This window comes from Streptococcus sp. SCPM-O-B-15294 (M123) (assembly GCF_058200455.1).
The window spans coordinates 18,628-44,075 of record NZ_JBYQGU010000009.1 but is presented as its reverse complement, the minus strand read 5'-3'; the positions used below and the strand labels follow the sequence as shown (position 1 = coordinate 44,075).

The 25,448-nt window shown below is 42.3% G+C and carries 22 protein-coding genes and 2 pseudogenes; 3 read left to right on the top strand and 21 right to left on the bottom strand.

Annotated features, from left to right (window positions below; translation table 11 throughout):
- Positions 1-129: 129 nt before the first annotated feature.
- The 17 genes and pseudogenes from glyQ to AC3E8G_RS06860 form a co-directional block, all read right to left on the bottom strand.
- Positions 130-1,047, bottom strand: a complete 918-nt coding sequence (gene glyQ / locus AC3E8G_RS06940) for a glycine--tRNA ligase subunit alpha (RefSeq protein ID WP_070678117.1) — start codon at positions 1,045-1,047, stop codon at positions 130-132.
- 337 nt (positions 1,048-1,384) lie between these two features.
- Positions 1,385-5,887, bottom strand: a complete 4,503-nt coding sequence (locus tag AC3E8G_RS06935) for a S8 family serine peptidase (RefSeq protein ID WP_490677329.1) — start codon at positions 5,885-5,887, stop codon at positions 1,385-1,387.
- A 249-nt stretch (positions 5,888-6,136) separates the two neighbouring features.
- Complete coding sequence (locus tag AC3E8G_RS06930; RefSeq protein WP_490677328.1) at positions 6,137-6,979, bottom strand: aldo/keto reductase; 843 nt, start codon at positions 6,977-6,979, stop codon at positions 6,137-6,139.
- 1 nt (position 6,980) lies between these two features.
- Positions 6,981-7,208 (bottom strand): hypothetical protein, encoded by a 228-nt coding sequence (locus AC3E8G_RS06925; RefSeq protein WP_485769557.1) that lies wholly within the window; start codon positions 7,206-7,208, stop codon positions 6,981-6,983.
- A 177-nt stretch (positions 7,209-7,385) separates the two neighbouring features.
- Positions 7,386-8,537: an N-acetylglucosamine-6-phosphate deacetylase gene (gene nagA / locus AC3E8G_RS06920; protein ID WP_485769556.1), complete on the bottom strand. Its 1,152-nt coding sequence runs from the start codon at positions 8,535-8,537 to the stop codon at positions 7,386-7,388.
- Positions 8,538-9,119: 582 nt separating this feature from the next.
- On the bottom strand, positions 9,120-10,751 hold the full coding sequence (locus tag AC3E8G_RS06915; protein WP_154859375.1) for a Na/Pi cotransporter family protein: 1,632 nt from the start codon (positions 10,749-10,751) through the stop codon (positions 9,120-9,122).
- A gap of 144 nt (positions 10,752-10,895) precedes the next feature.
- Positions 10,896-11,246, bottom strand: a complete 351-nt coding sequence (gene rbfA / locus AC3E8G_RS06910; RefSeq protein WP_006596876.1) for a 30S ribosome-binding factor RbfA — start codon at positions 11,244-11,246, stop codon at positions 10,896-10,898.
- 73 nt (positions 11,247-11,319) lie between these two features.
- Positions 11,320-13,527 (bottom strand): annotated as a pseudogene (gene infB, locus AC3E8G_RS06905) (translation initiation factor IF-2); the annotation flags it as partial.
- Between the two features lie 356 nt (positions 13,528-13,883).
- Positions 13,884-14,043: pseudogene (locus AC3E8G_RS06900) on the bottom strand (translation initiation factor IF-2 N-terminal domain-containing protein); the annotation flags it as partial.
- Positions 14,044-14,059: 16 nt separating this feature from the next.
- Positions 14,060-14,359, bottom strand: a complete 300-nt coding sequence (locus AC3E8G_RS06895; protein WP_154859378.1) for a YlxQ-related RNA-binding protein — start codon at positions 14,357-14,359, stop codon at positions 14,060-14,062.
- A complete protein-coding gene (rnpM, locus tag AC3E8G_RS06890) occupies positions 14,352-14,648 on the bottom strand; it encodes an RNase P modulator RnpM (RefSeq protein WP_006596879.1) in 297 nt (98 codons plus the stop codon). Before rnpM ends, AC3E8G_RS06895 begins: the two co-directional genes overlap by 8 nt.
- Before the next feature lie 10 nt (positions 14,649-14,658).
- Positions 14,659-15,804, bottom strand: coding sequence for a transcription termination factor NusA (nusA, locus tag AC3E8G_RS06885; RefSeq protein WP_154859380.1), 1,146 nt, complete (start codon positions 15,802-15,804; stop codon positions 14,659-14,661).
- 45 nt (positions 15,805-15,849) lie between these two features.
- On the bottom strand, positions 15,850-16,338 hold the full coding sequence (gene rimP, locus AC3E8G_RS06880) for a ribosome maturation factor RimP (protein WP_490677354.1): 489 nt from the start codon (positions 16,336-16,338) through the stop codon (positions 15,850-15,852).
- A gap of 165 nt (positions 16,339-16,503) precedes the next feature.
- Positions 16,504-17,139 (bottom strand): tRNA (guanosine(46)-N7)-methyltransferase TrmB, encoded by a 636-nt coding sequence (trmB, locus tag AC3E8G_RS06875; RefSeq protein ID WP_048688825.1) that lies wholly within the window; start codon positions 17,137-17,139, stop codon positions 16,504-16,506.
- Positions 17,136-17,930, bottom strand: a complete 795-nt coding sequence (gene ccrZ, locus AC3E8G_RS06870; protein WP_023022280.1) for a cell cycle regulator CcrZ — start codon at positions 17,928-17,930, stop codon at positions 17,136-17,138. Before ccrZ ends, trmB begins: the two co-directional genes overlap by 4 nt.
- A gap of 40 nt (positions 17,931-17,970) precedes the next feature.
- A complete protein-coding gene (locus AC3E8G_RS06865; RefSeq protein ID WP_490677327.1) occupies positions 17,971-19,026 on the bottom strand; it encodes an ABC transporter permease in 1,056 nt (351 codons plus the stop codon).
- Positions 19,023-19,754 (bottom strand): ABC transporter ATP-binding protein, encoded by a 732-nt coding sequence (locus tag AC3E8G_RS06860; protein ID WP_125336180.1) that lies wholly within the window; start codon positions 19,752-19,754, stop codon positions 19,023-19,025. Before AC3E8G_RS06860 ends, AC3E8G_RS06865 begins: the two co-directional genes overlap by 4 nt.
- 67 nt (positions 19,755-19,821) lie before the next feature.
- Here AC3E8G_RS06860 and AC3E8G_RS06855 point away from each other — a divergent pair, with 67 nt between their 5' ends.
- Positions 19,822-20,235, top strand: a complete 414-nt coding sequence (locus tag AC3E8G_RS06855) for an HIT family protein (RefSeq protein WP_490677326.1) — start codon at positions 19,822-19,824, stop codon at positions 20,233-20,235.
- 13 nt (positions 20,236-20,248) lie between these two features.
- On the top strand, positions 20,249-20,545 hold the full coding sequence (locus tag AC3E8G_RS06850) for a hypothetical protein (RefSeq protein WP_006596887.1): 297 nt from the start codon (positions 20,249-20,251) through the stop codon (positions 20,543-20,545).
- A gap of 58 nt (positions 20,546-20,603) precedes the next feature.
- Here the strand turns inward: AC3E8G_RS06850 and lytR are convergent, their stop codons facing one another.
- The 4 genes from lytR to AC3E8G_RS06830 form a co-directional block, all read right to left on the bottom strand.
- Positions 20,604-21,773: a glycopolymer--peptidoglycan transferase LytR gene (lytR, locus tag AC3E8G_RS06845; RefSeq protein WP_006596888.1), complete on the bottom strand. Its 1,170-nt coding sequence runs from the start codon at positions 21,771-21,773 to the stop codon at positions 20,604-20,606.
- Entirely contained in the window at positions 21,770-22,303 is a 534-nt protein-coding gene (locus AC3E8G_RS06840; protein ID WP_490677325.1) for a GNAT family N-acetyltransferase, read from the bottom strand. The genes lytR and AC3E8G_RS06840 overlap by 4 nt, the downstream gene beginning before the upstream one ends.
- 2 nt (positions 22,304-22,305) lie before the next feature.
- Positions 22,306-22,755 (bottom strand): tRNA (adenosine(37)-N6)-threonylcarbamoyltransferase complex ATPase subunit type 1 TsaE, encoded by a 450-nt coding sequence (tsaE, locus tag AC3E8G_RS06835; RefSeq protein ID WP_006596890.1) that lies wholly within the window; start codon positions 22,753-22,755, stop codon positions 22,306-22,308.
- Between the two features lie 122 nt (positions 22,756-22,877).
- Positions 22,878-24,299, bottom strand: a complete 1,422-nt coding sequence (locus AC3E8G_RS06830) for an NCS2 family permease (protein ID WP_154854892.1) — start codon at positions 24,297-24,299, stop codon at positions 22,878-22,880.
- 252 nt (positions 24,300-24,551) lie between these two features.
- On the opposite strand from AC3E8G_RS06830, the gene AC3E8G_RS06825 reads away from it, so the two are divergent.
- Complete coding sequence (locus AC3E8G_RS06825; protein WP_490677324.1) at positions 24,552-25,364, top strand: Cof-type HAD-IIB family hydrolase; 813 nt, start codon at positions 24,552-24,554, stop codon at positions 25,362-25,364.
- The last annotated feature ends 84 nt before the right edge of the window (positions 25,365-25,448 follow it).

The following is a 25,448-nucleotide window of genomic DNA, read 5'->3' as shown; positions in this document are numbered from 1 at the left end:
TGCTAAAATTGGAGCCTAAGGTCTCCAATTTTGCCTGGTATCGTTAGTTTCTCTAACGATACCTCTATCACTGCGGCAACTGGTTCTGTAGGATTCCTCTATAATCAAATCCTTTTTAATATACTCTTTTTATTCTTCCTCTTCTGCTAGGAGTTTAGCGCGTGTGGCTTCGTCGAGAAGTGGGTAACCAAGTTTTTTACGTTCTGCGACGAAGGTTTTGGCTACGACACGGGCCAAGTTACGGATACGGGCAATGTAGCCGGCACGTTCTGTAACGGATACAGCTCCACGAGCATCAAGCAAGTTGAAGGTGTGTGAACATTTCAAAACGTAGTCATAGGCTGGGTGCACAAGTCCCAATTCCAAAGCACGTCCTGCTTCTTTTTCAAATTTTTCGAAGTTTTCAAGAAGCATATCTTGGTCAGAAACTTCAAAGCTGTATTTTGAGTGCTCATATTCAGGTTGAAGGAAGATTTCTCCGTATTTAACCCCTGGAGCCCACTCAATATCGTAAACAGAATCTACTTCTTGGATGTAAGAAGCTAAACGCTCCAACCCATAAGTGACCTCAGCAGTAACAGGACCAGTTGCCAAACCACCGACTTGTTGGAAGTAGGTGAACTGGGTGATTTCCATACCGTCAAGCCACACTTCCCAACCAAGACCAGCTGATCCAGTTGATGGGTTTTCCCAGTTATCTTCAACGAAACGGATATCGTGTTCTAAAGGATTGATCCCCAATTTTTCCAATGATTCAAGGTAGAGTTCTTGGATATTTGAAGGCGATGGTTTCATGACCACTTGGAATTGGTGGTGTTGGTAAAGACGGTTTGGGTTTTCCCCGTAACGACCGTCCGCTGGACGACGAGATGGCTCTACATAAGCCGCATTCCATGGCTCAGGACCAATGGCACGAAGGAAGGTGTAAGGGCTCATGGTTCCCGCACCTTTTTCATTATCATAAGCCTGCATCAGCATACAACCCTGGTCATTCCAGTATTGTTGCAAAGTCAAAATTATTTCTTGAAAGGTTAGTTTATTGGACATATTTTACTCCTTTATTTTTTTTATGCGCTCAACTCAGAAAACAAAAAAACCATGTCTTTGCTCCTAAGTCAAGTGACCTAGGGGCGTCAAAAACGCGGTTCCACCCTAATTTATTACTTCATTTTATTCTACTGTACTCAGCTTTTTACTGAGAGAAAGCGCCACTTGCCTATCTTGTTCTGCTTGGCTTTCACTATCCCAAGCTCGCTAAAAAAACGCCATAAGCCTTTCTTTCTTGACTAGTATTATAGCAGATTTCTATCCGAGTGTAAACAAAAAACAAGTCTGAAACAGGTGTTTCAGACTTGTCGCAATTTCTTTCAAAGAAAGGGGAAGGTTATGGGCGTTTTGCAACCTTTGGTTTCTTCCCATTTAATTTTTTCTTAGCAGCTTTAACCTCTGCTAAGGCCGCCTTAACTTCCTGTTGACTAGCACCAGGATTAGCCAATACAGCTTGAGCTCGGATAAAGGCTTGAAGGTAGTCTACCTTCACCTTATCTGCTGCATAGATAAACTTAGCGTTCTTAGCTTGGAACTGAAGTTCTGCCGCAATCAATTTCTTAAGACTTGAGAAATCGGTTGTTTTTCCATTTAGCTGTTGATCAGCTACTTGGTAGCTCGCAAGTGCTTGGTTGATTTGCTCTTGTGTCACACCTTCACGGACGAGCAAGAGGGCCAATTCCTTAAAGCTTTGGTCAAAGGTACGTCGAGCGGAATCCTTAGCGTTTGCATAACGACCTGTTTTTGAGGTTACATCATAGGCAGCAATGGCTGATTTTAGCGCTGTAAAATCAGACTCTTTTCCGTCTAATTGACTTGTAACCAATCCAAGATTTGAAAAGATTTGGTTAACCTCTGCTTGTGATAACTTAGCTGCAAGAGCTTTCTGAGCTTCTTGATAAGCTGCATCATAGGCTAAACGTTTTTCACTCGTTGCATTAAAGTACTGTGGAGTGCTAGTCAAGTTAGCTTGTTGAGCCAACAATTGCAACAATTGGGTCTTAATGACAACAGATAGTTTTGTGAGATTGTTTTGGTTCGCTAGAACGGTCACAGTCGGTGCATCCTCAAACAACTCATAGCCTGTTGGTAGACTAACTGAAATCGTATAGGTTCCAACTGGGATATCTTTTCCAAAAGCATTCTTGCCATAGCGTTGAACTGGAAGGACAAAGGTTTCACCAGCTTGATTTTTCAAGACAACTGGTGTTGTTCTTGGTACTGCTTGATCAAAGACCAGGCTCAATGGTGCAGTGACAATCTCTTTGGCCAAGAATTCAATGGTCTTAAAGCTGTCCTCTGCAGTGATTTCAAATTTCTGAGTTCGTTGGCTGACAAGTTTCAGATCTGATTTGTCATAGGCAAAGAGTTCTGCCACATAGCTACCAAACTTAAGGAAATTGATTTCTTTCCCTTTGTCTAAGTTGACATACTGTCCTTGATCATCCTTGATACGGTAGACAAAATCGGTATCTAATTCTTTATGTGTATCGGCATCTAGGACTGACACCTTAATCCGGCCACTATCTTCAGTACCAGCAAAATCAGCAAGAGAGGCAAAGTCACGGTTTCCAGCGTAGTCTTCTACCACATAGTAAAGTAAGTCTTTACTGATTCCTTCTGGAAGAGTATAGCCACCATCTTCATTTGCCGTTAAATAGACACGGTTTTCAAAGCGACTAGTCTTCCCTAGGGCGTCTTTCCCATCCTTAACCAGGGTTCCTTCTTCATCAAAGGCTTTGACATAGAAGACTTGCTCTCGTAAGATTCCACCATTGCCAACATCTTTTGTTTTACGAGCATAGAAGGTTTCTACTCCATCCTTCTTGGTCGTATAACCTGAAGTCAAGACTGGTTTTTGGGTATCAATTTGGAGGTTAAAGCGAACAACTTGCTCCTCTGCTCCTGGAACTGCTGGCGTATAACGAACCTCATAAACATAGTGACCATCCGCCACCTTTTCACCCTTGGCATCCGTTCCTTCCCAAGCCGTGTTATCGACTAGATAAGATTGTTTCCCACGTCCGTCAAAGTAATTCTTACGAGCAGAGAAAGTTCCTGTACTTGTCCAAATTGGATTAGCAAAAGCTTGATCATCTGCCTTGTAGACAGCCGCTTTCATATTATTTAGGTTTCGCAAGACTACAGCACGGTACTGCACGTAATCTTTGTTTCCATCTCCATCTGGAGAAATAGCCAGACGAACATTGCCGTCAGCATCCAAATGAAGGACATTCAACCCTTCTGGTGTTTCCACGGTTCCAAGAACGATTGGGCTTCGTTCTGCTGTTTCTTTCTTAGCAGTCGAATAGAGCACGTCATTGGCGTTTGAGACTAAGGATGTTACATTCGCATTGGATGGCACGTGTTTGCTATCTGGAACATCATAGTAGAATCCTGATTTCCCTTCTCTTACCAAGTTGTAGATTGGTTTTTCAACCGCAGGGATATCTTGGAAGGAACCACGGAAGCCCATAAATGGAATGCTAACCACATCGCCGTCATCTGCTGGATCCACAAAGCGAACAAAACCTTCTAAGAAGTAACCGTTCGGCATCAATTTAGATAATTCTTCTGCAAACTTAGACGAATCGACAGTCACTGTCACTGTCTGACTGCTATGGGCTTTTACGGTGACATTTGGCCATACTGTCTCTGTTAATTTCCGTGGTTTCAAGGTGAAGTGATCGTCTTTCACATCGTCTGTTGTGGTATTCACAATCATCTTCAACTCTCTGTCAGTATCAGAAATATTATGAACGGTCACATCAAAACTGAATCGATCTTCCACATTGCCAAGCGTAACACTTGGGTAAGCATCTTCATTCGTTACATATAGGTCTGTTGAAACCGCCGCAGCAGTATCTACAATCCCCGCCCCTTGTTGACGTACTGAAGTGTAGGCCCCCGTTTCTTTGTTGAAGTGCGGTTTTGCAGTTGACATGATCAAGGCCTTGACCGTTGCAGATAGCTCCTCTGGTGAAAGTTCTGGATGATGAGCTTGGAGGTATTCCTTCACCAAAGCCGAAACCCCAGCCACATGAGGAGAGGCCATACTGGTTCCGCTCATACTGCCATAGCTATTGTCATTTAGTGAAGAGAAGATCGATCCACCAGGTGCAGTAACATCTGGTTTCAATTGTCCATCCGTTGACACTCCCCAACTAGAGAATTCAGACATTTTTCCTGCGTCAGGGTTTGGACGGTTATCCAGACTGCCATCAAAGACTATCTTGTAGTCTTTGTCTTTGATCGCTTCTCCATATCGCTTAGAAATAAATACCGCAGGAATCTTTCTCGCATCGCCTTCGAGACCCATTTTGACATTCGCGCCTTCGACACTATTGTAAATAAGGGCTCCAATCGCTCCTTTTTTATAGACATTAGCGACCTTATCTGAGAAGGTGATTTCACCACGTTTGATGAGGGCGACTTTACCAGTCAAATCGAGACTTTCTAAATCACTCTCACGCCCCAAACCAGCATCCACATAGTCATATTCTTTCCCATTTTCGAAATTGGCATCTGTTTCAGCTGCTGTATAGGTGAACTTTCCTTTATCCAAGTCGGCATTGTCTTCCAAACCACGCACTGTAAAGACTTCTTCCGTTACGAATGAATCATTTACTGATGCAACAGAAATAGACTCTTCTACGGTTGAAGGACTACCCACGACACCATAATCAGGGTTTTCAGCACTTGGGTTGTTATAACCGTATCCATAGGTATTGCTATTACCCGCAGCTATGACGACACTAACCCCTTTGGCGCGTGCTCGTTGGATCGCTTCTCGGACAGCAGGGCTAGCATTCACTGTAGATCCTGTCCCAGATCCTAGACTCATGTTAATGACATCAGCTCCCAATGCCACTGCGTCATCAATCGCTTTCACATAGACAACATCGCTGGTTGATCCACTACGATCAGAGAAAACTCGCATGAACATCACTTGGGCTTCTGGAGCAACTCCATATACGTAGTTGCCATCCCCAGCTTTTTTGTCAGGGTTCCCAGTAGCGATCCCTGTTACGTGCATACCGTGTGAATCATGGTCTTTTTCTTTGATATTGTCATCTCCATCCATATAATCATAGGCAAAGACAACCTTATCGTTGTACCATTTTCCGTAGTCAATTCCCGCTGCTTTTTTGGCAGCTTCTAATTCTGTTTGATTTTTGAATTTCCCTTTTGTAGGGTCTGAAATCCGCAATACTTCATGGTAGACATCTAAACCAGAGTCAATGACCGCAACAACAGTCCCTTCACCCTTGTAGCCTTTTTCCCAAGTTTGGGGCACATTAATAATCGTATTGCTGCTGATACTTAATGGTTTATCTTCAGCTTTCTTTTCAGTTCTTGCTTCCGATACAGGTTTAGCCTCACTCTTCTCCTCTGTTGAAGAAGGTTTTTCTTCTGTTTTTTCCTGTCCTTCAGATGCTTTTTCTCCAGTTTTTTCTACAGTTTTTTCTTCGGTTTTAGTTACGACTTCCGCTTGCTTTTTAGTAGCTTGACCCTCTGTTTTTGCTTCCTGCGCAAGGACTTGGCTATCTGATTCGACAGATGGAGTTGTTGCCCCTTTGTCTGAGGAAGCCGGCTCGTCAACAACTTTACCATTTTCAACTACTGAGCCTGTAGTCTGCTCACTTGCCTGATTCGTTACAGGAGACGCAGACTCACTTGGCGATACTGGATTTGCTTCTGCAGATGCAACGACTGCCGTCTCTGGTTGTTTCGCTTCATCAGCACTTACATTCCCTGCTCCAAAGACAAGAACAGATCCTAACAGCACCGATGCAACACCAAACTTATATTTTCTCAATGAGAAACGCTGTTTACTCATAAAATTCCCCCTATATACTAAATTATTCTTATTATACTCCTAATTTTTCAGAAAATTCACTCAACATTAACTTTGTTATCAAATTGTAATATTTCCGTACAATATCTTTAATTAGTTATTTTTCGTTTGTTTTTTGGTGATTTTATTATCCAAATAATTAGATATTTAAAACAAATCATTCGTTTTTTCATATCATTGCACAAAAAAAGACAGCGAGAGCAACCTCTCACTGTCTATAAATAAACGATCTTAAAAGTCTTTGGTATCTGGATTCGGTGCCCCCGCCTCTACCGGGATCTTCCGAAGAAGGTCACAATCTTCTGGGGATAATGCAATCGCAGTGCATTGCAGATTACTTGCAATCCGCTCAGGAGTTACTGACTTGGGCAAAGGCAAAAATCCTTCTGCTAAACTCCAAGCTAAGAGAAGCTGGGCTGGAGTTACATCATACTGCTTAGCCAATGTGAGGACTGTCTCATTTTGAAAAAGCTCTCCTTGGCCAAATGGACCCCAAGCTTCCAATAAAATTCCTTTATCACGGCAATAACGGACCACTTCCTCTTGATAGACTCCAGGGGCCAAGCGGATCTGATTGACTGCCGGAAGAACTTTGGCACTCTCCAACAAAGCATCCAGGTGATGGGGCAGGAAGTTACTCACGCCAATAGAACGGATCTTTCCTTCTGCCTGCATCTCTTCCATGGCTCTCCAAACCTCACGATTCCGTTCTTTCCAAGCCTCATTTTCTCGGTGAGTCACAGGATTTGGCCAGTGGATGAGGTACAAATCGATATAATCTAGTCCCAATTTGTGCAAAGATTCTTCTAGGCCATTGACAGCATCCTCATAGGTGTGTCGATTATTCCACAACTTGGTCGTTACAAAAAGCTCTTCTCTTGGAATACCACTATCTTTGATAGCCTTTCCGACGCTTTCTTCGTTTTGATAGATGGCTGCCGTATCAATATGGCGATAACCGGCTTCCAAGGTTGCTTTTACTGCTTGATAAGCTTCCTCGCCATCTTTTGCCTTCCAAGTACCAAAACCTAGTACAGGAATGTGGCGTCCGTCATTTAGTTTGTAGCTCTTCATCTTATTTCCCGTCACTTTCCTTGGTTTTTTCACCAGACTTAGAATTCTTCGCATTCAAGCGCAACTTTGGCTTAAAGATATTTTCCTTCGGCTGCACCATCGATTTACTAAAAAAGGCATAGAGTAAAAAGGCACTACCTGCCACTAAGATGACGGGACTACGGCGCAACATACCGTAGATAAAGAAAAACAAGCCCATCAATAAAAAACGTACGTTTATCTTATTCATAAAACTACCTCACGATTCAATTACTTTCATTATACCATGTATCGGAGCAAAGAGACAAATGGCTAGGTCAAGGAATCCGATTTAAATAAGCTGAGACTCTCATCTCAGCTTATGGGATACATTCAATTTTGAGTCTGGCGAAAGTAAGAGATTCGTATTTGAACCTCTTTTTCACCATTAGGCTTCAAATCGTTTTTGGCCATCCAAGAAGGTTGCTACCAACTCTAAATCTTTATCCAATACAATAAAGTCAGCGTCATAACCCTCACGGATTTGGCCACAGACATCATCAATATGGACAGATTTAGCGGGGTTGAGACTCGCCATCATGACCGCTTCATGAGGATTAGCTATGCCCCACTCAACAACATTCTTCAAGCCATCTTTAAGCTTCAAGATCGAACCAGCCAGGTTCCCTGTCGATTTTAAACGAGCTGTTCCATTTTCTACGACAACAGGGAATTCACCTAACATGTAGTCGCCATCTTCCAAGCCACCAGCTGTCATACAGTCGGTGATCAAGGCGATATTTTCCACTCCTTTTTGTTTGAGAAGGATGTCGCAGGCTTTTGGATCAACGTGATGGCCATCACAGATTAACTCTGCATAAGTATGAGGAAGTTGGTACATAGCCCCAACCATTCCCAACTCACGGTGCGTCAAACCGCGCATTCCGTTATAGGCATGTACCCAGACACTAGCCCCAGCATCCACTGCTTTTTTGGCTTCGTCAAAGGTTGCATTGGAGTGACCAAGCGCAACCGTTACCCCTTCTCCTGTCACTGTGCGGACAAAGTCTTCTACACCATCTCGCTCAGGAGCAAGGGCAATTTTATTGAGCAAGCCGTTGGCTGCTTTTTGCCATGCACGGAATTCATCCATTCGAGGATCTTTCATGTAGGCTGGATTTTGTGCCCCTTTGTACTTCTCTGTAAAGTAAGGTCCTTCAAAGTAAATACCCCGAATCTTAGCACCAGACGCTTCTTGGTAGCGTGCCCCAATGTTTTCAGTGACTGCTAACAATTGCTCATAAGAAGAGGTCAAGGTTGTTGGCAAAAAGCTAGTGACCCCTGTACTCAAGAGACCCTCACTCATAGTATGAAGGGTTCCTTCGATGTTGTTGTCCATAACGTCAACTCCACCAAATCCATGGATGTGCGTATCGACTAATCCAGGAGCAATACTATAGCCTGTATAATCCAAAACGGTAGCACTCTCTGGCAGCTGATCCACATGTTTCCCGAATTTGCCATCGACAATTTCTAGATATCCTCCCTTACGAATGCCATAGGGATAAAAGAATTGATCTGCTTGTATATAGGTTATCATGATGATTTCCTTTCTCTTTCTACTGATATATTCATACACATTATAATCCTTTGTCTTGTATTTGTAAATGGTATAGACCTATTTTATTTAAATATATTAATATTCTCTATAAATACGATAAAAAAACCAGTTCTTTAGAGCTGGATTTCAAAATGAATATAAAGTCTTCTTTAAAACTTTCCTTAGGTGAGTACGGACGTCAGCGAACTTCTTCGAAGTTCCATGACTTAATCAAGATACAAAGGGTGTTCGCGGAAAAAGTCAAAATAGGAAGTTTGACGCAGAATCTTTAGATTCTAGGAAGACTTATCTTTTTGACAAGATCCGCAGCCCGTGTTCAATTAGTTTTGAACCCCTTCGCTTTTCAATTTTTTAGCTCAGGCTAAAACAGTTCGCCAAACTGTTTTACTCTCAAAACTCCCGAGTGGCTGAAACTTTAGCGTTTCAGCCACTTTTCTCACAGTGGAAAGTTTTAGATCTACTTAGCTGATATTATTTTTTTGAAAAATTTATCTAGCTTTTTTTAAAAAAGTTTGTCTACATTCTAAAATCCAGTCCTAAAGAACTGGATTTTTGCTTTGTCTAGATTTGCTCCAATTGTACCTTCTCTGCTAAATTCATGGCATGGTCTGCAACACGTGTATAGTGAGAGATGATATCAATAAAGTTAACACCCGCTTGAGGCGTACACTCGCCCTTGTTCAGACGAGAAATATGGGTCTTCCGCAATTTCTTTTCGAGCTTCTCAATTGCCTGATGGCGCTGTTCCAACTCTGCCGCCAACTCTTGGCTATCTTCTTCTACACTTCGAAGTGCATCTTTAACAAAAGTCGCAGTTTGTTGGTAGATATCTTCCAATTCAGCCAAGGCTTTATCAGAAAACACAACTTTCTTCCGAATGAGGTAATCCGTCAGGTTGATCAAGGCTTCTGCGTGGTCTCCAATCCGCTCTAAATCTCGAGAAGAATCCAAAATATTGGTCAAGGATTCGCTTTCTTTTGGACTCAAAGCTTCACTGGACAAGCGGATCAAGTATTTGGTCAACTGATCATCGATGGTATTAATCGCTTCTTCTGTTTTATGACCTTTTTCAGCCAACTTTTCTTCTTGATTCAAAATATAGCGATAAGATAAATCAAAAATCTTTTCAGCATAAGCTCCTAAGTGCAAGAGCTCTTTTTTGGCATTTCCCAAGGCAATCGAAGGAGCTTGGGTAATCAGATTTTCATCCAAGTAAAGTGGCTCGTATTTGACCACTTCATCCTCACCAGGAATCAATTTCGTCACAAAGTAAGCCAACGCTCCAATGAATGGGAATTGAACAATGGTGTTGGTCACATTAAAAGCACCATGTGAAAAGGCAATCGTCATCTCAGGTGAGAGATGCAACTGAGCTTGGAAGAACTCAACCATACTTGTAAATGGTCCCAACAAGATGATACACAGAATGGTCCCGATGACATTAAATAAGACGTGGGTCGCTGCAACCCGTTTGGCAGAAACATTGGCTCCCATGGCAGCAATGATAACGGTGAGGGTAGTCCCAATGTTATCCCCAAATAAAATTGGCAATGCTCCCTTAAGATCTAAAAATCCACCTGAGTAGAGACCTTGCAGAATCCCAATCGTTGCAGAAGAAGCCTGGATCAAGACTGTGATAATGGCTCCAGCTAGCACTCCGAGGATTGGATTCTTCCCAAGGGTTACCATATATTGGCTGAACTCTGGCAAGTCTTTCAAAGGACTCATCCCTGCGCTGATGAGGTTTAAGGCATAAAAGATTCCCCCAACCCCAAACAAGATCCGACCAATATTGTTAGCTATCCGATTCTTGGTAAAGAAGAGACAGACTGTACCGACAAACATAATCGGCAAGGCATATGTTCCCAACTTAAAACCAATGATGAAGGAAGTAACCGTCGTCCCGATATTGGCCCCCATGATGATCCCAATTGCTTGGCGTAGCGTTAAGAGGCCTGCACTTACTAATCCAACCGTAATAACAGTTACCCCTGTACTAGACTGGATAAGGGCAGTCACGACAATCCCTACGAGCACCCCTAGAAATGGATTACTGGTATATTTGTCGATATAGTAACGAAGGCGATCCCCTGCAGCCTGTTGCAAGCCATCACCCATGGTTTTAATACTATATAAAAATAGTCCCAAACCACCTAAGAAGTTAAATAAAATGTTCTGCCAATCAATGGACATTCCTTTTCCTCCATCATCATTCGATAAAAGTTCACTCACTCTATTTTAAAACATCCACCCCTTCGGCACAAGGTTTTTTTGAAATTTCTTCTGAATTTTGCCATAAAAAAACGATAGACTCTACAGAATCTATCGTTTTGTTCATTATTTTTTATCAAGATCGCGTAACATTTGATCAATTTTGTTTCCATATTCAATGGATTCATCTTTGACAAAGGTTAAATCTGGAATTTTGTACAATTTTAAATTCCGACCTAATTCGCGCTTGATGGTTCCTGTTGCTTTTTCCAGCCCTGTCTGAGCCTTTTGATTATCTGAAGCCAGGTCACTCATAATCGAATAGTAAACCTTGGCCATCGATAAATCGCCTAGCATTTGAACATCCGTAATAGTGACGCCTTGGACACGCGGATCACGAACTTTCTTTTGCAAAATTTCGTTAACTTCCCGTTTGATCTCCATACCGACTCGGTCTGTCCGAAAATGACTTGCCATAGGAACTCCTTTCTGCCCTGTCTTTAAAAACTAGGAAATAGGAGATTTCTTCCCTTCCTTCCTAGTTAACAGTTTATTTTTTAATTTCTTCCATAATGTAAGCTTCGATGGTATCATCAGTCTTGATATCATTGTAGCCTTCGATCATCAATCCACCTTCGCGACCGTTTGTCACTTCTTTGACATCATCTTTATAATGTTTCAAGCTAGCAAGAGCCCCATCATAAATGACGACACCGTCACGAATGACACGAACTTTGGAATCACGAGTGACCTTACCACTGAGGACCATAAATCCACCGATGGTACCCACTTTAGAGACCTTAAAGGTTTCACGAATGACTGCTTCCCCGATGACTTTCTCTTCGAACTCAGGATCCAACATTCCCTTCATGGCATCTTCCATTTCTTCAATCACTTTGTAGATGATTGAGTGAAGACGGATTTCTACCTCATCAGCTTCTGCTTGCTGACGTGCTTGAGGCGTAGGGCGGACGTTAAATCCAATGATGAAGGCATTTGAAGCTTCTGCAAGGGTGACGTCTGATTCGTTGATGGCACCAACTGCTGAGTGAACGATGGTCACTTTCACACCTTCCACTTCAATCTTTTGAAGGGAAGCAGCAAGGGCTTCAACCGAACCTTGTACATCGGCCTTGATGATGACATTAACGGATTTCACTTCTCCAGCCTTCAAAGTATCAAAGAGATTTTCAAGGCTGACACGGTTGGTTGCTTGACGTTGTTTCATCAGCGCACGTTTGGCACGTTCTTCACCGGCTGCACGCGCAGATTTTTCATCTTCATATACCGCAAAGTGGTCACCCGCCATTGGCGCTTCGTTCAAACCAGTGATAGAAACTGGAGTAGATGGTCCAGCTGCTTTCACACGACGGCCAAGGTCATTGGTCATGGCACGGACACGTCCGAAAGTATTACCAACAACGATTGGGTCTTGGACATTCAAGGTACCTTGTTGAACCAGAAGGGTTGCGACCGCACCTTTTCCTTTATCCAAGCGCGCTTCGATAACAGTACCAATGGCACGAACAGTTGGATCTGCTTTAAGTTCTTGGATTTCAGCCACAAGAAGGACCGTTTCCAAGAGCTCATCGATATTTTGGTTGAACTTGGCAGAGATTTCTACAAACTCAGAATCTCCACCCCAGGCAGTTGACATAACTCCATGCTCTGCCAATTCACCGATGACACGTTCTGGGTTGGCACCTGGTTTATCAATCTTGTTAATAGCCACAATGATTGGAACATTAGCCGCTTTTGAGTGGTTAATAGCTTCGATAGTCTGAGGCATAACTCCATCATCTGCCGCTACGACCAAGATGGTAATATCCGTAACAGATGCACCACGCGCCCGCATAGATGTAAAGGCCGCGTGTCCAGGTGTATCCAAGAAGGTAATCTTCTTGCCATTTTCCACGATTTGATAAGCCCCGATATGCTGGGTGATTCCTCCCGCTTCACCTGTTGCTACACGTGAATTACGAAGGGTATCCAAAAGGGTTGTTTTACCATGGTCAACGTGTCCCATGATGGTGACAACTGGTGGACGCTCTACCAATTCATCTGGATTCAAATAGCCATCTTCGACGAAGAAGCGTTCGATATCTGCATTGTCCACTTCAACCTTTTTCTTGGCTTCAATTCCATAATCCACTAACAGAAGTTCAATGGTATCGCCATCTAAGGATTGGTTTTGTGTCGCCATCACTCCCATCATGAAGAGTTTCTTAACGATTTCCGCAGGCTCACGCTTAATCCGTTTTGCGATTTCCGCAACCGTCATTCCATCTGTGTACTCAAGTTCACTTGGCAACTCATGGAATTTACGCTCTGTTACTGGTTTTGGAGCTTCATTGCGGTTATTCTTTCCTTTTTTATTCTTTTTGTTGTTGTTCCAGTTACTATTTCTTTGATTTCTCACTTGGTTTTGACTACTTCGATTCTTTTGTTGTTTTCTTGGACCATCTTCTTCGCGATCAAAATCTTCACGTTTTTTGTCTGGTCTAGCTTGCTTTTTCCGACGTGTATCAACTGCTGCAGGACTTGGAGCAACTACCGGAGTTGCCTTCGCTGGTTCTTCCTTTGGTTGTGGAGCGACAACTTCAGTCGCAACTGCCTCTTCGCGCTTACGACGTTGTTGACGTTCTTGCTCTACCTTGGCTGCTTGGTTTTGCTTGTAGCGTTCTTCACTACCACGTGCATATTCCGCATTTTGCTCTGCCTTTAATGCTGCCGCACGGGCTTTGAAATCAATCTTCGGAGCGCCATTTACAGGATTTGGACGTCCTTGACCGTTGCCAGCTTGGTCACGGCGACGATCATTCCCTTGGTTGCGGCGGTCATTTCCTTGATTTTTTCGCTCATTACGATTTTGGAAACGATCCCCATCCCGACGGTCGTTTTGTTGTTTCTTAGGTCGATTTCCTTGTTGTTGACGACGTTCCGCCTGCTCTTTTGCACGGGCTTCGCGTTCCGCCTTGAAATTACGACTCTTTGGCTTCACAACAGGTGCTGCCGCTGTTTCCGTTTTCTTTTCTGGTTGGTTTGCAACAGGTTCTTTTGCAACCGGTGCAACTTTTACTTGTTTTTCTTCCTTCACTTTAGGAGTTTGGGGCGCCTTTGATGCAAAACTATTGACCAAACGCTCAACCGCTTCACCTTCGATACTAGAAGCGTGACTCTTTACCTCCAACCCTAATTCCTTCGCCCGTGTGACGACTTCTTTACTTTCCTTGCCTAGTTCTTTGGCAATCTCATACAATCTTTTCTTAGACAATTGCTGTCCTCCTCTTCTATTCCATAAGAGACCTCATTTTCTTTGAAAATCCAGCATCTGTCACGGTCGCTACCTTTCGTGAGCGACCAATGGCAGTACTTAATTCTAGTGTTGAAAACACGGTTAATACCGGAACGCCATAATAGTGGCATTTATCTGTGATTTTTTTGGTAAGATTGGGAGCTGCATCATCTGCTAGAAAGACCAAACGAGCCTTTCCTTCTTGAACAGACTTGATGACCAACTCTTCTCCAGAGATGATTTTCCCTGCTCGCTGAGCCAATCCCAATAAATTACTGACTTTTTGCTTATTCAAGGCCTAACTCTCTTCTTTTCACCTTATGATCCACATAAGCAATCAATTCATCGTAGAAAGCTTCATCCACTTCCATGCTAAAGCTGCGATTGAAGACTTTCTTCTTCTTGGCTTGAAGTGCTTCCTCATTATCAAGCTTGATATAAGCACCACGACCATTTGCTTTCCCAGTTGGATCGATAAAAACTTGACCTTCTTTATTTTTTACGATTCGCAAGAGATCTCGTTTATCGATGACCTCATTTGAAACGACAGACTTGCGTAAAGGGATTTTTCTTGTCTTTACCATGATTCCCTCCCTATTCGTCTATAGAATTCAAATCACTTTCTACTTCTTCAAAAGCAGGTTCTTGACTTGCTTCCATTTCTTCGTACTCACTAGCTGATTTGATATCAATCCGGTAGCCAGTTAAGTGAGCCGCCAAGCGCACGTTTTGACCACGACGACCGATCGCAAGAGATAGCTTGCTATCTGGTACTACCACAAGGGCATGCTTGCTGTCTTCTTCATCAAAGATGACTTGATCGACCTCAGCAGGCGCAATGGCATTGTAGATAAATTCTGCTGGATCTGGTACCCACTCAATGACATCAATATTTTCTTCTGTTGGGACCATACGATCCAATTTCTGATCATAACGAGCTGGGTGGAACTTGCTAGTAATCTTTTTGATATTCGATCCACCACGACCAACGATGGTTCCAATCGCATCCACGTTTGGATTATGGCTACGTACAGCCACCTTAGTCCGGTCCCCAGCTTCACGCGCCACGCTCATGATTTCAACGGTTCCATCATAGACTTCAGGAATTTCTTGCTCCATCAAACGTTTGATCATTTCTGGATGGCTACGACTTACGAAAACGTTGACCCCACGAGGATTGTCTTCTACTTTGTAGACAAAGACTTCGATGCGATCATGAGATTGGAAGACTTCACCCGGGATCTGGTCTTGTTTAGACAATTGAGCTTCGATAGACCCTAAATTTACATAGATAAAGCGATTATCAAAACGCTCAACCGTTCCACTCATAATTTCATTTTCATGTTCTTTATAAGTGTTATAGGTAATCGCACGAGTTTGCTTGCGCATTTTTTCCATGATGGTTTGTTTGGCAGATTGGGCTGCGACACGACCAAACTCAGCAGGTGCTTCTTCAAATTTGATTTTGTCTCCCAATTCATAGGCAGAGCTAATCGCAAGAGCATCTTTCAAGCTAATTTCTAACCGGCTATCAAATACTTCATCCACTACTTCACGAACAGTATAAACGCGGAAGTCACCAGTCTTTTCATTAAATTCGATAGCAGCACTTTCTGCTTGACCATACCGTCTCCGATAAGCCGAACGCAATGATTCTGTGACAGCTTCAATGATATCTTCTTTTTTGATTCCTTTGTCTTCTTCCAAGATGCGAAAAGCATCTAGCATTTCTTTACTCATTCTTTTCTTGCTCTTAGGCTACTAAGAGCCTTCCTTTCTTTTCTGCTATAATTTGACAGCGAGTCTTGCTTTTGATACAAGACTATAGGGGATTTCAATGGTTTTCTTTCTGGTTTTGTCCATGTATTCCATGGTCAATTGATCATCTTCGAACTTAAGGAGTGTTCCTTCAATGATCTTTTGTTTGTCAACTGCCTTGTACAAGCTGACATGGATATATTGACCCAGAGCTTTTTCCACTGCATCTTTGGTTTTTAAGGGACGCTCCAAACCAGGACTCGTCACTTCTAGGAAGTACTGTTCTGGGAATGGATCTGGTTGAATCTGATCCAACAGAGGACTAATCACTTCTGTTAAATCGGCTGTATCATTCAGGGTAATACCACCTGGCTTATCAACAAAGATACTTAGAACATAATCTCCTCCCATCTTTCCATATTCCACATCCACCAATTCAAATGGAGCTTGGATGGCTGGTTGAAGAATTTCTGTTACTAATTCAACAATTGTTGCGATAGGACAACACCTCCTCACAGACAAGAGGCGAAGATATGTCTTCGCCTCTCCTTTTCTATTCGTTTTAAATATTCTAGCACAAGTTCCGTCGAAATGCAAGGATTTCGCCTTCCTCATTCATCCAGCTATTATCCAAAAGAAAAACGCCTCCTTTTTCAGGAGACGTCAATCCTTAACTAGACTTTAAAATTGTGCTTCAACCCGATAAATGACCTGACCCTTACTTGAGAATTTCTTTTCATATTCGGTCATGACATTTCCCTCAAAATCACTAGCATGAAGATCTAGCCAGACACCCTTCAAGGTCATTCCATACTGAGAAAAACTCACCAAACTGTATTCAAAGAGTCCTCGATTGTCCGTCTTGAAATGAATCTCCCCATGCTCTGGCAAAATCTGTTTGAAGGTATCTAAAAAGCTCTTGTAGGTTAGACGACGTTTTTCATGGCGTTTCTTCGGCCAAGGATCTGAAAAATTAAGATACAATTGATCAATCTCACCGTCTTCAAAGTAATTGGTCAAGCTATCCCCGTCTACCCAAAGCAACTTGATATTGGGAACGTCAGCTTCTAACACCTTATCCAAAGCATAGCTTAATACTGATTTTTGAATATCAATCCCGATATAGTTAATGTCTGGATTTTGTTTGGCCATTCCAGTGATAAAGGCTCCTTTACCGCTTCCCACTTCAATATGAATAGGATGGTCATTCCCAAAAATCTCATGCCACTTCCCTTTGGCTTCTTCTGGCTTCAAAATGACATATTGCGGATTGGCTTCTAATAATTCAGTTGCACCTTTGCGGTTTCTAACTCTCATGCTTCCTTCCCATATTTTGACCGGAAATTACGCAAGGCATAAATTTCCCGGTTCACATTCTCTAAATCATTGTTTTCATAGTATTTTACAATCTGACAAAGGAAAGAGTATTGACCAAACCAGTACAATTTACCAAATACAGTTTCATTGTACTTATAGCCATAATAGACCAACCAATCCTGCCACTGGGAATCTGGAATGTAGTGACTTAAAACATGAGCCACATCCATCATCCGATCTGTTAAGCGGACAGAATCCCAATCTACCAAGTAGATAAATCCACTATCCGTTTCAATCCAGTTACTATGACGGACATCTCCGTGAACAATGGTTGCATAATCTTCTCGAAAAGCTGGAACAGTCTGTCGTAAACTCTTTAATACAGATTGCAAATAATTGTTTTGACGCAAAGCGATTGGCAACTGACTGCTCAAAGAATTCAATAAATCCAATGGCGACTCAGCTGTGTAGCCCAACTTTCTCAATTGCGTCATCAAGGGACGTGAACGGTGCAAACGAGTCAGGATATGAACCACTTGCTTTTTCCCCATCCCATTTGGAGTTAAAATTTCTCCATTTAACCATTCTTGTGCGCTCATCACATTTCCGTCAGGTAAGCGTCGGCTCCATAAGAGTTGTGGAGCAATTTGTTCTTTAGCTAACCCTGCTAATATTGGAGTCGTATTCATTTTGACAAATACTTTCCCCCCATCCGGATAAGTCCCCATAAAGGCTTTTCCGCTTTTACCAGCAATTGGGGTTAACGTTAGCTCTTTTTCGTTCGAGTCCATCTCTTCCTCCGTAAAAAGTTTCCCATCTATTTTACTAATTTTAAAGCGTTTCGTCAACTAATCGTCTCACCTTGAAAGGTGCATAACCATAGGCTAAAAAGCCTGTGAAAACTAGCAAGGCCAGGACGAGAATTTTCTCTTCAAAGACCAGTAATCCCAGTCCTCCCTCGACAAGAACCACAAACAAGGTCACCGATTGAACCGTTTGAAGAAGCCCTCGTGTTTTAGCACTGATTTCCAAGGGGAAGAGTCGCGTCAAATATTGATAATCAAAGGCCTTGTAGAGTCCGAGCAATTGAAAAACAAGTAAATAATTCAAGAGCCCCGCGACGGCTACTGCTACTAGCGTTTGCGGGATGAAAACAAAGACAGCGATTGCTAGTCCTAATAGACGCAGGCTCATGGAAAACAGATCTCCATTTCTGAGATAAGAACGGAGATACAGATTGTTCCAAGTCTTGGAACTGACTTTCGGAACCATGCTTGTCAGCTTATCTAAGTAAGCCCGCCGTTTCACGCTGTTGGTCATTCCTTTTACTGTGGTAAAAAGGGAGAAAAATCTTAGAATACTTTGCTTTCTCTGGTTTTCTAGCTCTACGATTCGCTTCCAATCAAGACCCGCCTGGTTATAGAATCTTTTCCCCTTCCCTTGAAAAACAAGAACCTTCAACAAGAAGAGAATAGCCAAATAAACCACTACAATGGTAAGAGACAGTCCTAAAGCCAAAGCCAAAGGGACAAATAGGACAAGCACAAGGGTTTGTACAATTCCCCAGAAAATAGTCGCTCGTAAAATTTGTTGGTTCAAATAGCCTTTCAATTGCTCTTCTTTTGCCAGGAGGAAAATCATGTCTGGCTTCTCAAAATAGGTAGCGATAGAACCAACTGGAAGCAGGAGCAAAGGAGCTAGGGTAAGTACAAGGAGGAGGAGGCTCTTATCTTCTGGTAGGGAGCGCAAAAATTGGCTGTACTGAACCGCTAAAAAACCTAGAAAGATCAGGAGGAAGAGGACAAAGTGATCATTAAACACATAGCGAGAATATTTCAAGCACTGATTGCGAAAGGTCGTCTTCCTCTTTTGTAAAACTTCAATCATCGGTCCGCCTCTTTTGTTAGTGCAAGGTAGATTTCATTCAAATCGGCATCTGCCATTCCAAATTCTGTCCGCAAATCCTCTAAAGTCCCCTGAGCACGGACCTGTCCCTTATGGAGGATGACAAAGGCATCACACATTTTTTCAGCAGAATCCAGCACATGGGTACTCATTAAAATAGATTTCCCCTTCTCTTTTTCCACCTTCAATAATTGAATTAAATCTGAGATCGCAACTGGATCCAAACCTAAGAAAGGCTCGTCGACAATAAACAAACTTGGATCAACAGCAAAGGCACAAATAATCATGACCTTTTGTTTCATCCCCTTAGAAAAATGGACAGGAAACCAATCCAATTTTTCCTCTAGTCGGAATTGCTTCAAGAGAGGAGTCACACGCGCAAAAACTGCTTCCTGATCCAAGTCATAGGCCATCGCCACTGTCTCAATATGCTCACGCAGGGTTAACTCTTCATAAAGGCTCGGTGTTTCAGGAATATAACCAATTTTTTGGCGATAAGCACTTGGAGAAGTAGCTAAAGTCAAACCATCAATTCGGATTTCGCCAGCATAGGGACGCAATAGGCCAATTATTTCATTAATGGTCGTTGATTTCCCTGCTCCATTCAAGCCAATCAATCCAATTAATTGACCATCACCAACCTCAAAACTAACATCTTTTAAGACAGGGATATTGACATAGCCTCCTGTCAGGTTTTTTATTTCTAACATATTTTCTTAGCTTTCTGGTATAATGTTCTTATATTATAACAAAATCTAGCGAAATTGAGGTGCATTTATGGTTTCGGATTGTATTTTTTGTAAGATTGTTGCCGGAGAAATTCCTGCTTCTAAGGTCTACGAGGATGACCATTTTCTTGCTTTTTTAGATATCTCTCAGGTCACTCCAGGCCATACCCTCGTGATTCCAAAAAGACACGCCCGTAATCTATTGGAGATGACACAAGATGAAACAGCTGATCTTTTTAACATCGTTTCAAGAGTCACCAAAAAAGTGGAAGGTGCTACACAGCCTCAAGGAATGAATATCATTAGTAACATGGAAGAAATTGCGGGTCAGTCTGTCTTCCACACCCACGTCCATATTCTTCCACGCTACTCTCAAGAAGACGACCTAAAGATTGATTTCATTGCCCACGAACCTGATTTCGAACACCTTGCCCAATTAGCCAAGGATATCTCAAACCATTAAAAAGGAGCTTACTATGAAATTAAGAGATCTATTTTGGTTTGCGACTGGAGCAACCATCAGCTATCAACTTGTTAAAAATCGTGAACCACTGAAAAATGAATTCAACGAAACCAAACAACTAACGGATGGAATCCAATCAAACCTTTCAAAAATCAAAAAGAATATTGAAATCATCCAAGAGCAAAGAGTCCTTTTAAATCAACTACTGGAAGACTTTTCCTATAAAGCAAGGGTCTTCTCTCAGCAAGCCAACGCTTCTGTAGAACAAATCCAAACTATTTGGTCTGAGAAATCTAGCGATCATGAATAAACAAAAAGGTTTTGAGATAGTCGTCTCAAAACCTTTTTATTTATAGAAGTATTTGACTTTAGTTTCCTCCAGCACCAGCTACCGTTGTATCCGTATAAGGTGTCACTGTCGGTTGATAGGGTGTCACTGCTTCTGAGCTTACAGAAGTCTCTGGAGCATAGGAAGGATCATAATAGCCTCCGCCTGTATCCTGGCTCGCCTCTACTGGACTTTCGCCACTTTCTGATGAAGAAGCTCCCCCAGTTTCGTCGCCATCCAATAGAACGGCACTTGTTTTGAGCTTGCTTAAAGGTGATAAGCCCAAACTTTTACGCAAGATATTCTGCATCTTCAGCAGGTGCTCTGAAGTAACGATTTGGTAACTTCCGCCATCCGCTAGGGTGGCATCTTCCCCTTTCAACTGTTCCATACGGATATTCTTCAAGGCATCTCGATAACCCATCAACTGCATCAAGCTATTCGTATCCAAGGAGATATTGGTCTGCATATTATCACTAACCGCTTCAATAATTCCTTGATAGTTGCTCAAACCGTCCAGAGTCAATACTTTCTTGATGATCTTTTCGATAACTTCCCGTTGTCGTTTTTGACGGCCATAGTCTCCTTCTGGATCTTGATAACGCATCCGTGAATATACCAAGGCTTGCTCTCCATCAATCTCTTGACGACCAGGTGGAATTTTCGCTGTGTATTCCGGTTCATTTTCTTCGATTGAAATATCAAAATCAAATGGATTGTTTACCGTGATACCACCGACCTTATCAACCAGTTGGACGAGACCTTTCATATTGATCATCGCATAACGGTCAATATGAATATTCATCAAATCTTGGATGGTTTCAATGGCCAACTCTGCCCCACCTTGAGCATAAGCCGCATTCAGCTTCGCTTGGACAGTTTCTCCATCCTTCGTGATATTGGTCAAGATATCCCGTTCCAAACTCATAATCGTTGTTTCACGCGTCTGTGGATTCACCGTCACCAGAATCATGGTATCACTGTTTCCTACCCACTGATCCTCTCGTGAACCTGACCCTGTATCAACCCCCATGAGCAAGATGGTCATCGGTTTGTTTTCTGCAATGACATTATTTTCATCGCCAATGCCTTTAAAGGTCTTACTCAACGTGTTTGTTGACTGATTGAGGATGGTCAGCCCATAGGCTCCAAGCCCGATTGTCGTTACAGCTAACAAACTAAAAAACATTAATAGAATTTTTTTAATCATTGATTCTGTCCATCTATCAGTTTGCCCATTAGGTAAACATCCAGATATTCCCCTTCCTTGTATACGCCTCTCTTGCGGAGACCTTCAATTTCAAATCCTAGCGTTTGGTAGAGATGGATGGCCCGTTCATTTCGAACTTGGACACTGAGGTCTAACTTTCGAAGGAGGTTGGTACCTTCTGCCCATGCGATTCCTTCTTCTAGAAGAATACGACCCAAGCCTTTATTCCAATAGGCCTTCCGAACAACGATAAAGACATCTCCAATATGGCGCAAGGCTCTGTTTTGATCCGCTGCAATATTTAAGACACCTACCAGATCCTCACCCAAGTATAATAAGAGACATAATTGATTGCCTGTTTGTGCTTGTGTTTCAGCAAATATTTCCAACTCTTGCTTGGTCATCCCAAGCCCTTCTGGAGCCAAGGTCATGAACTCAGATTCAGTCGCTACAGCTTTAAAAAAGTCGAGTAAAGGCTCTGCATCTGAAACCTCAGCCTCTTTTAAAAAGAGATCCAACACCTGTTCCATCTTCAAGCTCCTACAGAAGTTAGAAATGAGTCCTTTAATTGTTCTGCACGTTCACCGACAGCTGACAAGCGTATCTCACGTCCGTCGCCGTCCTTGAGCAGTTCAACCTTTAAATATCCAGCAGGAAGACTGGTCTCTAGCAATTCTCCCCACTCAATAACGGTCACCCCTTCACCAAATAAAAAGTCATCCAAATCAATCGAATCTGGATCATCTCCAATACGATAGACATCCAAGTGATACAAGGGTAAGCGACCTTCATATTCTCTCACGATAGTATAAGTGGGACTTTTGATCATCTGACGAATATCCAAACCTTGAGCAAGGCCTTTTGTAAAGGTTGTTTTCCCTGCCCCCAGATCTCCCGTCAGAATCACGACATCCTGTTTTTCTAATCGTTGACCCAACTGTTTTCCAAGGGCCATCAACTCTTGTTCATTTTGACTTTTCATTCCTCCATTATACCAAAAATAATTGATTATTGCCCACTATTTTTAGTCGATCAACCTCCTGCCTCACATGAGCAATCAAAAAAAGCTTGGACCTTTTGTCCAAGCTTTCCTTTATGTTCATTTTAATGCAAGGCCATACTGATAAAGTTCAAGATAAACAAGGCATCTAAAATCCAAATCATACTGTGAACTTCTTTGGCTTCACCTTTGACCAATTTGGTTACTGTATAGGTAATAAAACCTGCTGCAATCCCATTTGTGATGGAATAGCTGAATCCCATAAAGATAGAGGTGAAGAAGGCTGGTACAGCTTCTGCCATATCATCCCAATGGATGTTTTTCAAGCTACTTAACATCATGATCCCAACGATGATTAAAATCGGTGCTGTCGCTGCAGTTGGTACGATGGCAAGAAGAGGACTAAAGATACTTGACACTGCAAAACAGAGGGCTACTACAAGGGCTGTCAGACCAGTCCGTCCACCAGCTCCGATACCCGCAGCTGACTCAACATAAGTCGTCACATTTGAAGTACCTGCAATGGCACCAACAGATGTGGCTACAAGGTCTGAATAAAGGGCTTTATCCAATTTAGCGGATTGGTGATTTTCACCATTTGTAGCCACGATTCCGACTTTTTCTCCTGTACCGATCAAGGTACCAATCGTATCAAAGATATCTGTCAAGGAGAATGCCAAGATGGCCATCAAGGTTTCAGGAAGACGAGAAGTATTGGTAATCAAAGAACCTAATCCTTCTGAACCAAGTGCAGCTCCAAAAATTTTGCCAAGATCATTAACGGCTGCTCCAAGATGGGTACTACCAAAGTCAATCGTTGAAAGATCAACAATGCCAAATACAATACCAAGGATTGTTGTCGTAAGGATAGAAAGGATAATTCCTCCTTTAATGCCCTTGATGACAAAGAAAACAGTAATGGCTAAGCCAGCCAAGGCAAGGAGGACTGTCGGACTATTGAAACTAACAAGTCCTGGGACCGCTGCAGAATTTGCTGTAATCGCTGCATTCGCTTTGTCAGCCCCCTCTCCTGCCACCGTATAGGTATGCGGATCAATCGAAAACTTCAACAAGCCAGCATTTTTGATTCCCACATAAGCCAAGAAAATTCCGATACCAGCTGAAATAGCTGAACGCAAAGCATTTGGAATGGACTCAATAATCATTTTCCGAACATTAGTTAATGTGATAATCAAGGAAATCAATCCACAAATAAAGACCATTCCCAAGGCTTCTTTCCAAGAATAGCCCATCCCAAATACCACTGTAAAGGTAAAGAAAGCATTCAAGCCCATTCCTGGTGCTTGGGCATAAGGCAGATTCGCATAGAAAGCCATCATGAGAGTCCCGACGACTGACCCAATAATGGTTGCTAGAAATACTCCCTGAGCAGGCATTCCTGTTTGGGAGAGCATTTGAGGGTTTACAAATAAGATATAAGACATGGCAAAGAAGGTCGTTAAACCAGCTAATACCTCTGTACGAACCGTCGTTCCGTGTTCAGATAGTTTGAAAAACTTATCCATTTTTCTAATAAGCTCCTTAAAAAAATAAATCTGCTCGCGACTCAATCACGAACAATACCAATATTTTATCAAATATCATTCACTTTTACAAGAGATTCATCTGGATAATCTTTAGTGCCTCAGCATTTACTATTTGAAAAACTGAAATTTTCCTGTTTATCTGGTATAATGGTAGCATTCTTCTTAAAATATGGCACTTCTATACTCCTCATTTAGAGTAAGAAAAACCATACAAATGAAAGGAATCTTCCTATGAATAAAAAACTAATCGCTGTCGATTTAGATGGCACCTTATTAAATTCCGAGAGCAAATTATCGCCTTATACGATTGAAACCATCCAGAAAGTCAGTGAACAAGGTCACCGGATCATTATTACAACTGGGCGTCCCTATCGAATGGCAGATCACATCTATAAGGAATTGGGATTGGAAAGTCCCATGATTAACTTTAACGGCGCTCTCACTCATATTCCAAATAAAAAATGGTCCAAAGAACTATCCATGACCCTTGATAAAAAATACCTCCTCGATATGGTCAAGAGAGAAAATGACATCCAAGCGGACTTTATTGCAGGAGAGTATCGCAATAAGTTCTATGTCACCCACACCTACCACCATACGATTGATCCTGCTTTATTTGGGGTTTCTAAAATCTCCTCCAAAACAAAATTCGAAGCTCGTAAAGTTACCGAAAACCCAAACGCCATCCTCTTTCAAACGCGCGCTGAAGATAAGTATGCTTTAGCCGAAGAAATGCGTGATTACTACCATCACGAGCTAGAAATCAATAGCTGGGGCGGTCCCCTCAACATTCTGGAATGTGCTCCAAAAGGGGTCAATAAGGCCTTTGCCCTCAACTATCTCCTCGAGACTTACGGACTTGATCGGAAAAATCTGATTGCCTTTGGAGACGAACAAAACGATACAGACATGTTGGCTTTCGCAGGAACTGGTTATGCAATGAAAAACGCCAATCCTGTCCTCCTCCCCTATGCCGATAAACAAACCGAGTATACAAACGATCAGGACGGTGTTGCTCGTCAACTAGAAAAACTCTTCCTATAAATAGAGAAGCGCTTGAATCACCTTTTACAAGAAAGGATTCAAGCTTTTTTGTTTTCTCAAACATACGGAACCTTATAGGTGGCT

Excerpts from the sequence above, each read along its gene's own strand:
- nusA (WP_154859380.1), bottom strand. The coding sequence starts at position 15,804 with ATGAGTAAAGAAATGCTAGATGCTTTTCGCATCTTGGAAGAAGACAAA.
- AC3E8G_RS06915 (WP_154859375.1), bottom strand. The coding sequence starts at position 10,751 with ATGTCCATTGATTGGCAGAACATTTTATTTAACTTCTTAGGTGGTTTG.
- AC3E8G_RS06865 (WP_490677327.1), bottom strand. The coding sequence starts at position 19,026 with ATGATTGAAGTTTTACAAAAGAGGAAGACGACCTTTCGCAATCAGTGC.
- AC3E8G_RS06930 (WP_490677328.1), bottom strand. The coding sequence starts at position 6,979 with ATGAAGAGCTACAAACTAAATGACGGACGCCACATTCCTGTACTAGGT.
- AC3E8G_RS06935 (WP_490677329.1), bottom strand. The coding sequence starts at position 5,887 with ATGAGTAAACAGCGTTTCTCATTGAGAAAATATAAGTTTGGTGTTGCA.
- AC3E8G_RS06850 (WP_006596887.1), top strand. The coding sequence starts at position 20,249 with ATGAAATTAAGAGATCTATTTTGGTTTGCGACTGGAGCAACCATCAGC.
- lytR (WP_006596888.1), bottom strand. The coding sequence starts at position 21,773 with ATGATTAAAAAAATTCTATTAATGTTTTTTAGTTTGTTAGCTGTAACG.
- trmB (WP_048688825.1), bottom strand. The coding sequence starts at position 17,139 with ATGAGAGTTAGAAACCGCAAAGGTGCAACTGAATTATTAGAAGCCAAT.
- AC3E8G_RS06830 (WP_154854892.1), bottom strand. The coding sequence starts at position 24,299 with ATGGATAAGTTTTTCAAACTATCTGAACACGGAACGACGGTTCGTACA.
- ccrZ (WP_023022280.1), bottom strand. The coding sequence starts at position 17,930 with ATGGACTCGAACGAAAAAGAGCTAACGTTAACCCCAATTGCTGGTAAA.
- AC3E8G_RS06840 (WP_490677325.1), bottom strand. The coding sequence starts at position 22,303 with ATGGAACAGGTGTTGGATCTCTTTTTAAAAGAGGCTGAGGTTTCAGAT.
- nagA (WP_485769556.1), bottom strand. The coding sequence starts at position 8,537 with ATGATAACCTATATACAAGCAGATCAATTCTTTTATCCCTATGGCATT.
- rnpM (WP_006596879.1), bottom strand. The coding sequence starts at position 14,648 with ATGGTAAAGACAAGAAAAATCCCTTTACGCAAGTCTGTCGTTTCAAAT.
- AC3E8G_RS06860 (WP_125336180.1), bottom strand. The coding sequence starts at position 19,754 with ATGTTAGAAATAAAAAACCTGACAGGAGGCTATGTCAATATCCCTGTC.
- glyQ (WP_070678117.1), bottom strand. The coding sequence starts at position 1,047 with ATGTCCAATAAACTAACCTTTCAAGAAATAATTTTGACTTTGCAACAA.
- rbfA (WP_006596876.1), bottom strand. The coding sequence starts at position 11,246 with ATGGCAAGTCATTTTCGGACAGACCGAGTCGGTATGGAGATCAAACGG.
- AC3E8G_RS06855 (WP_490677326.1), top strand. The coding sequence starts at position 19,822 with ATGGTTTCGGATTGTATTTTTTGTAAGATTGTTGCCGGAGAAATTCCT.
- tsaE (WP_006596890.1), bottom strand. The coding sequence starts at position 22,755 with ATGAAAAGTCAAAATGAACAAGAGTTGATGGCCCTTGGAAAACAGTTG.
- AC3E8G_RS06825 (WP_490677324.1), top strand. The coding sequence starts at position 24,552 with ATGAATAAAAAACTAATCGCTGTCGATTTAGATGGCACCTTATTAAAT.
- AC3E8G_RS06925 (WP_485769557.1), bottom strand. The coding sequence starts at position 7,208 with ATGAATAAGATAAACGTACGTTTTTTATTGATGGGCTTGTTTTTCTTT.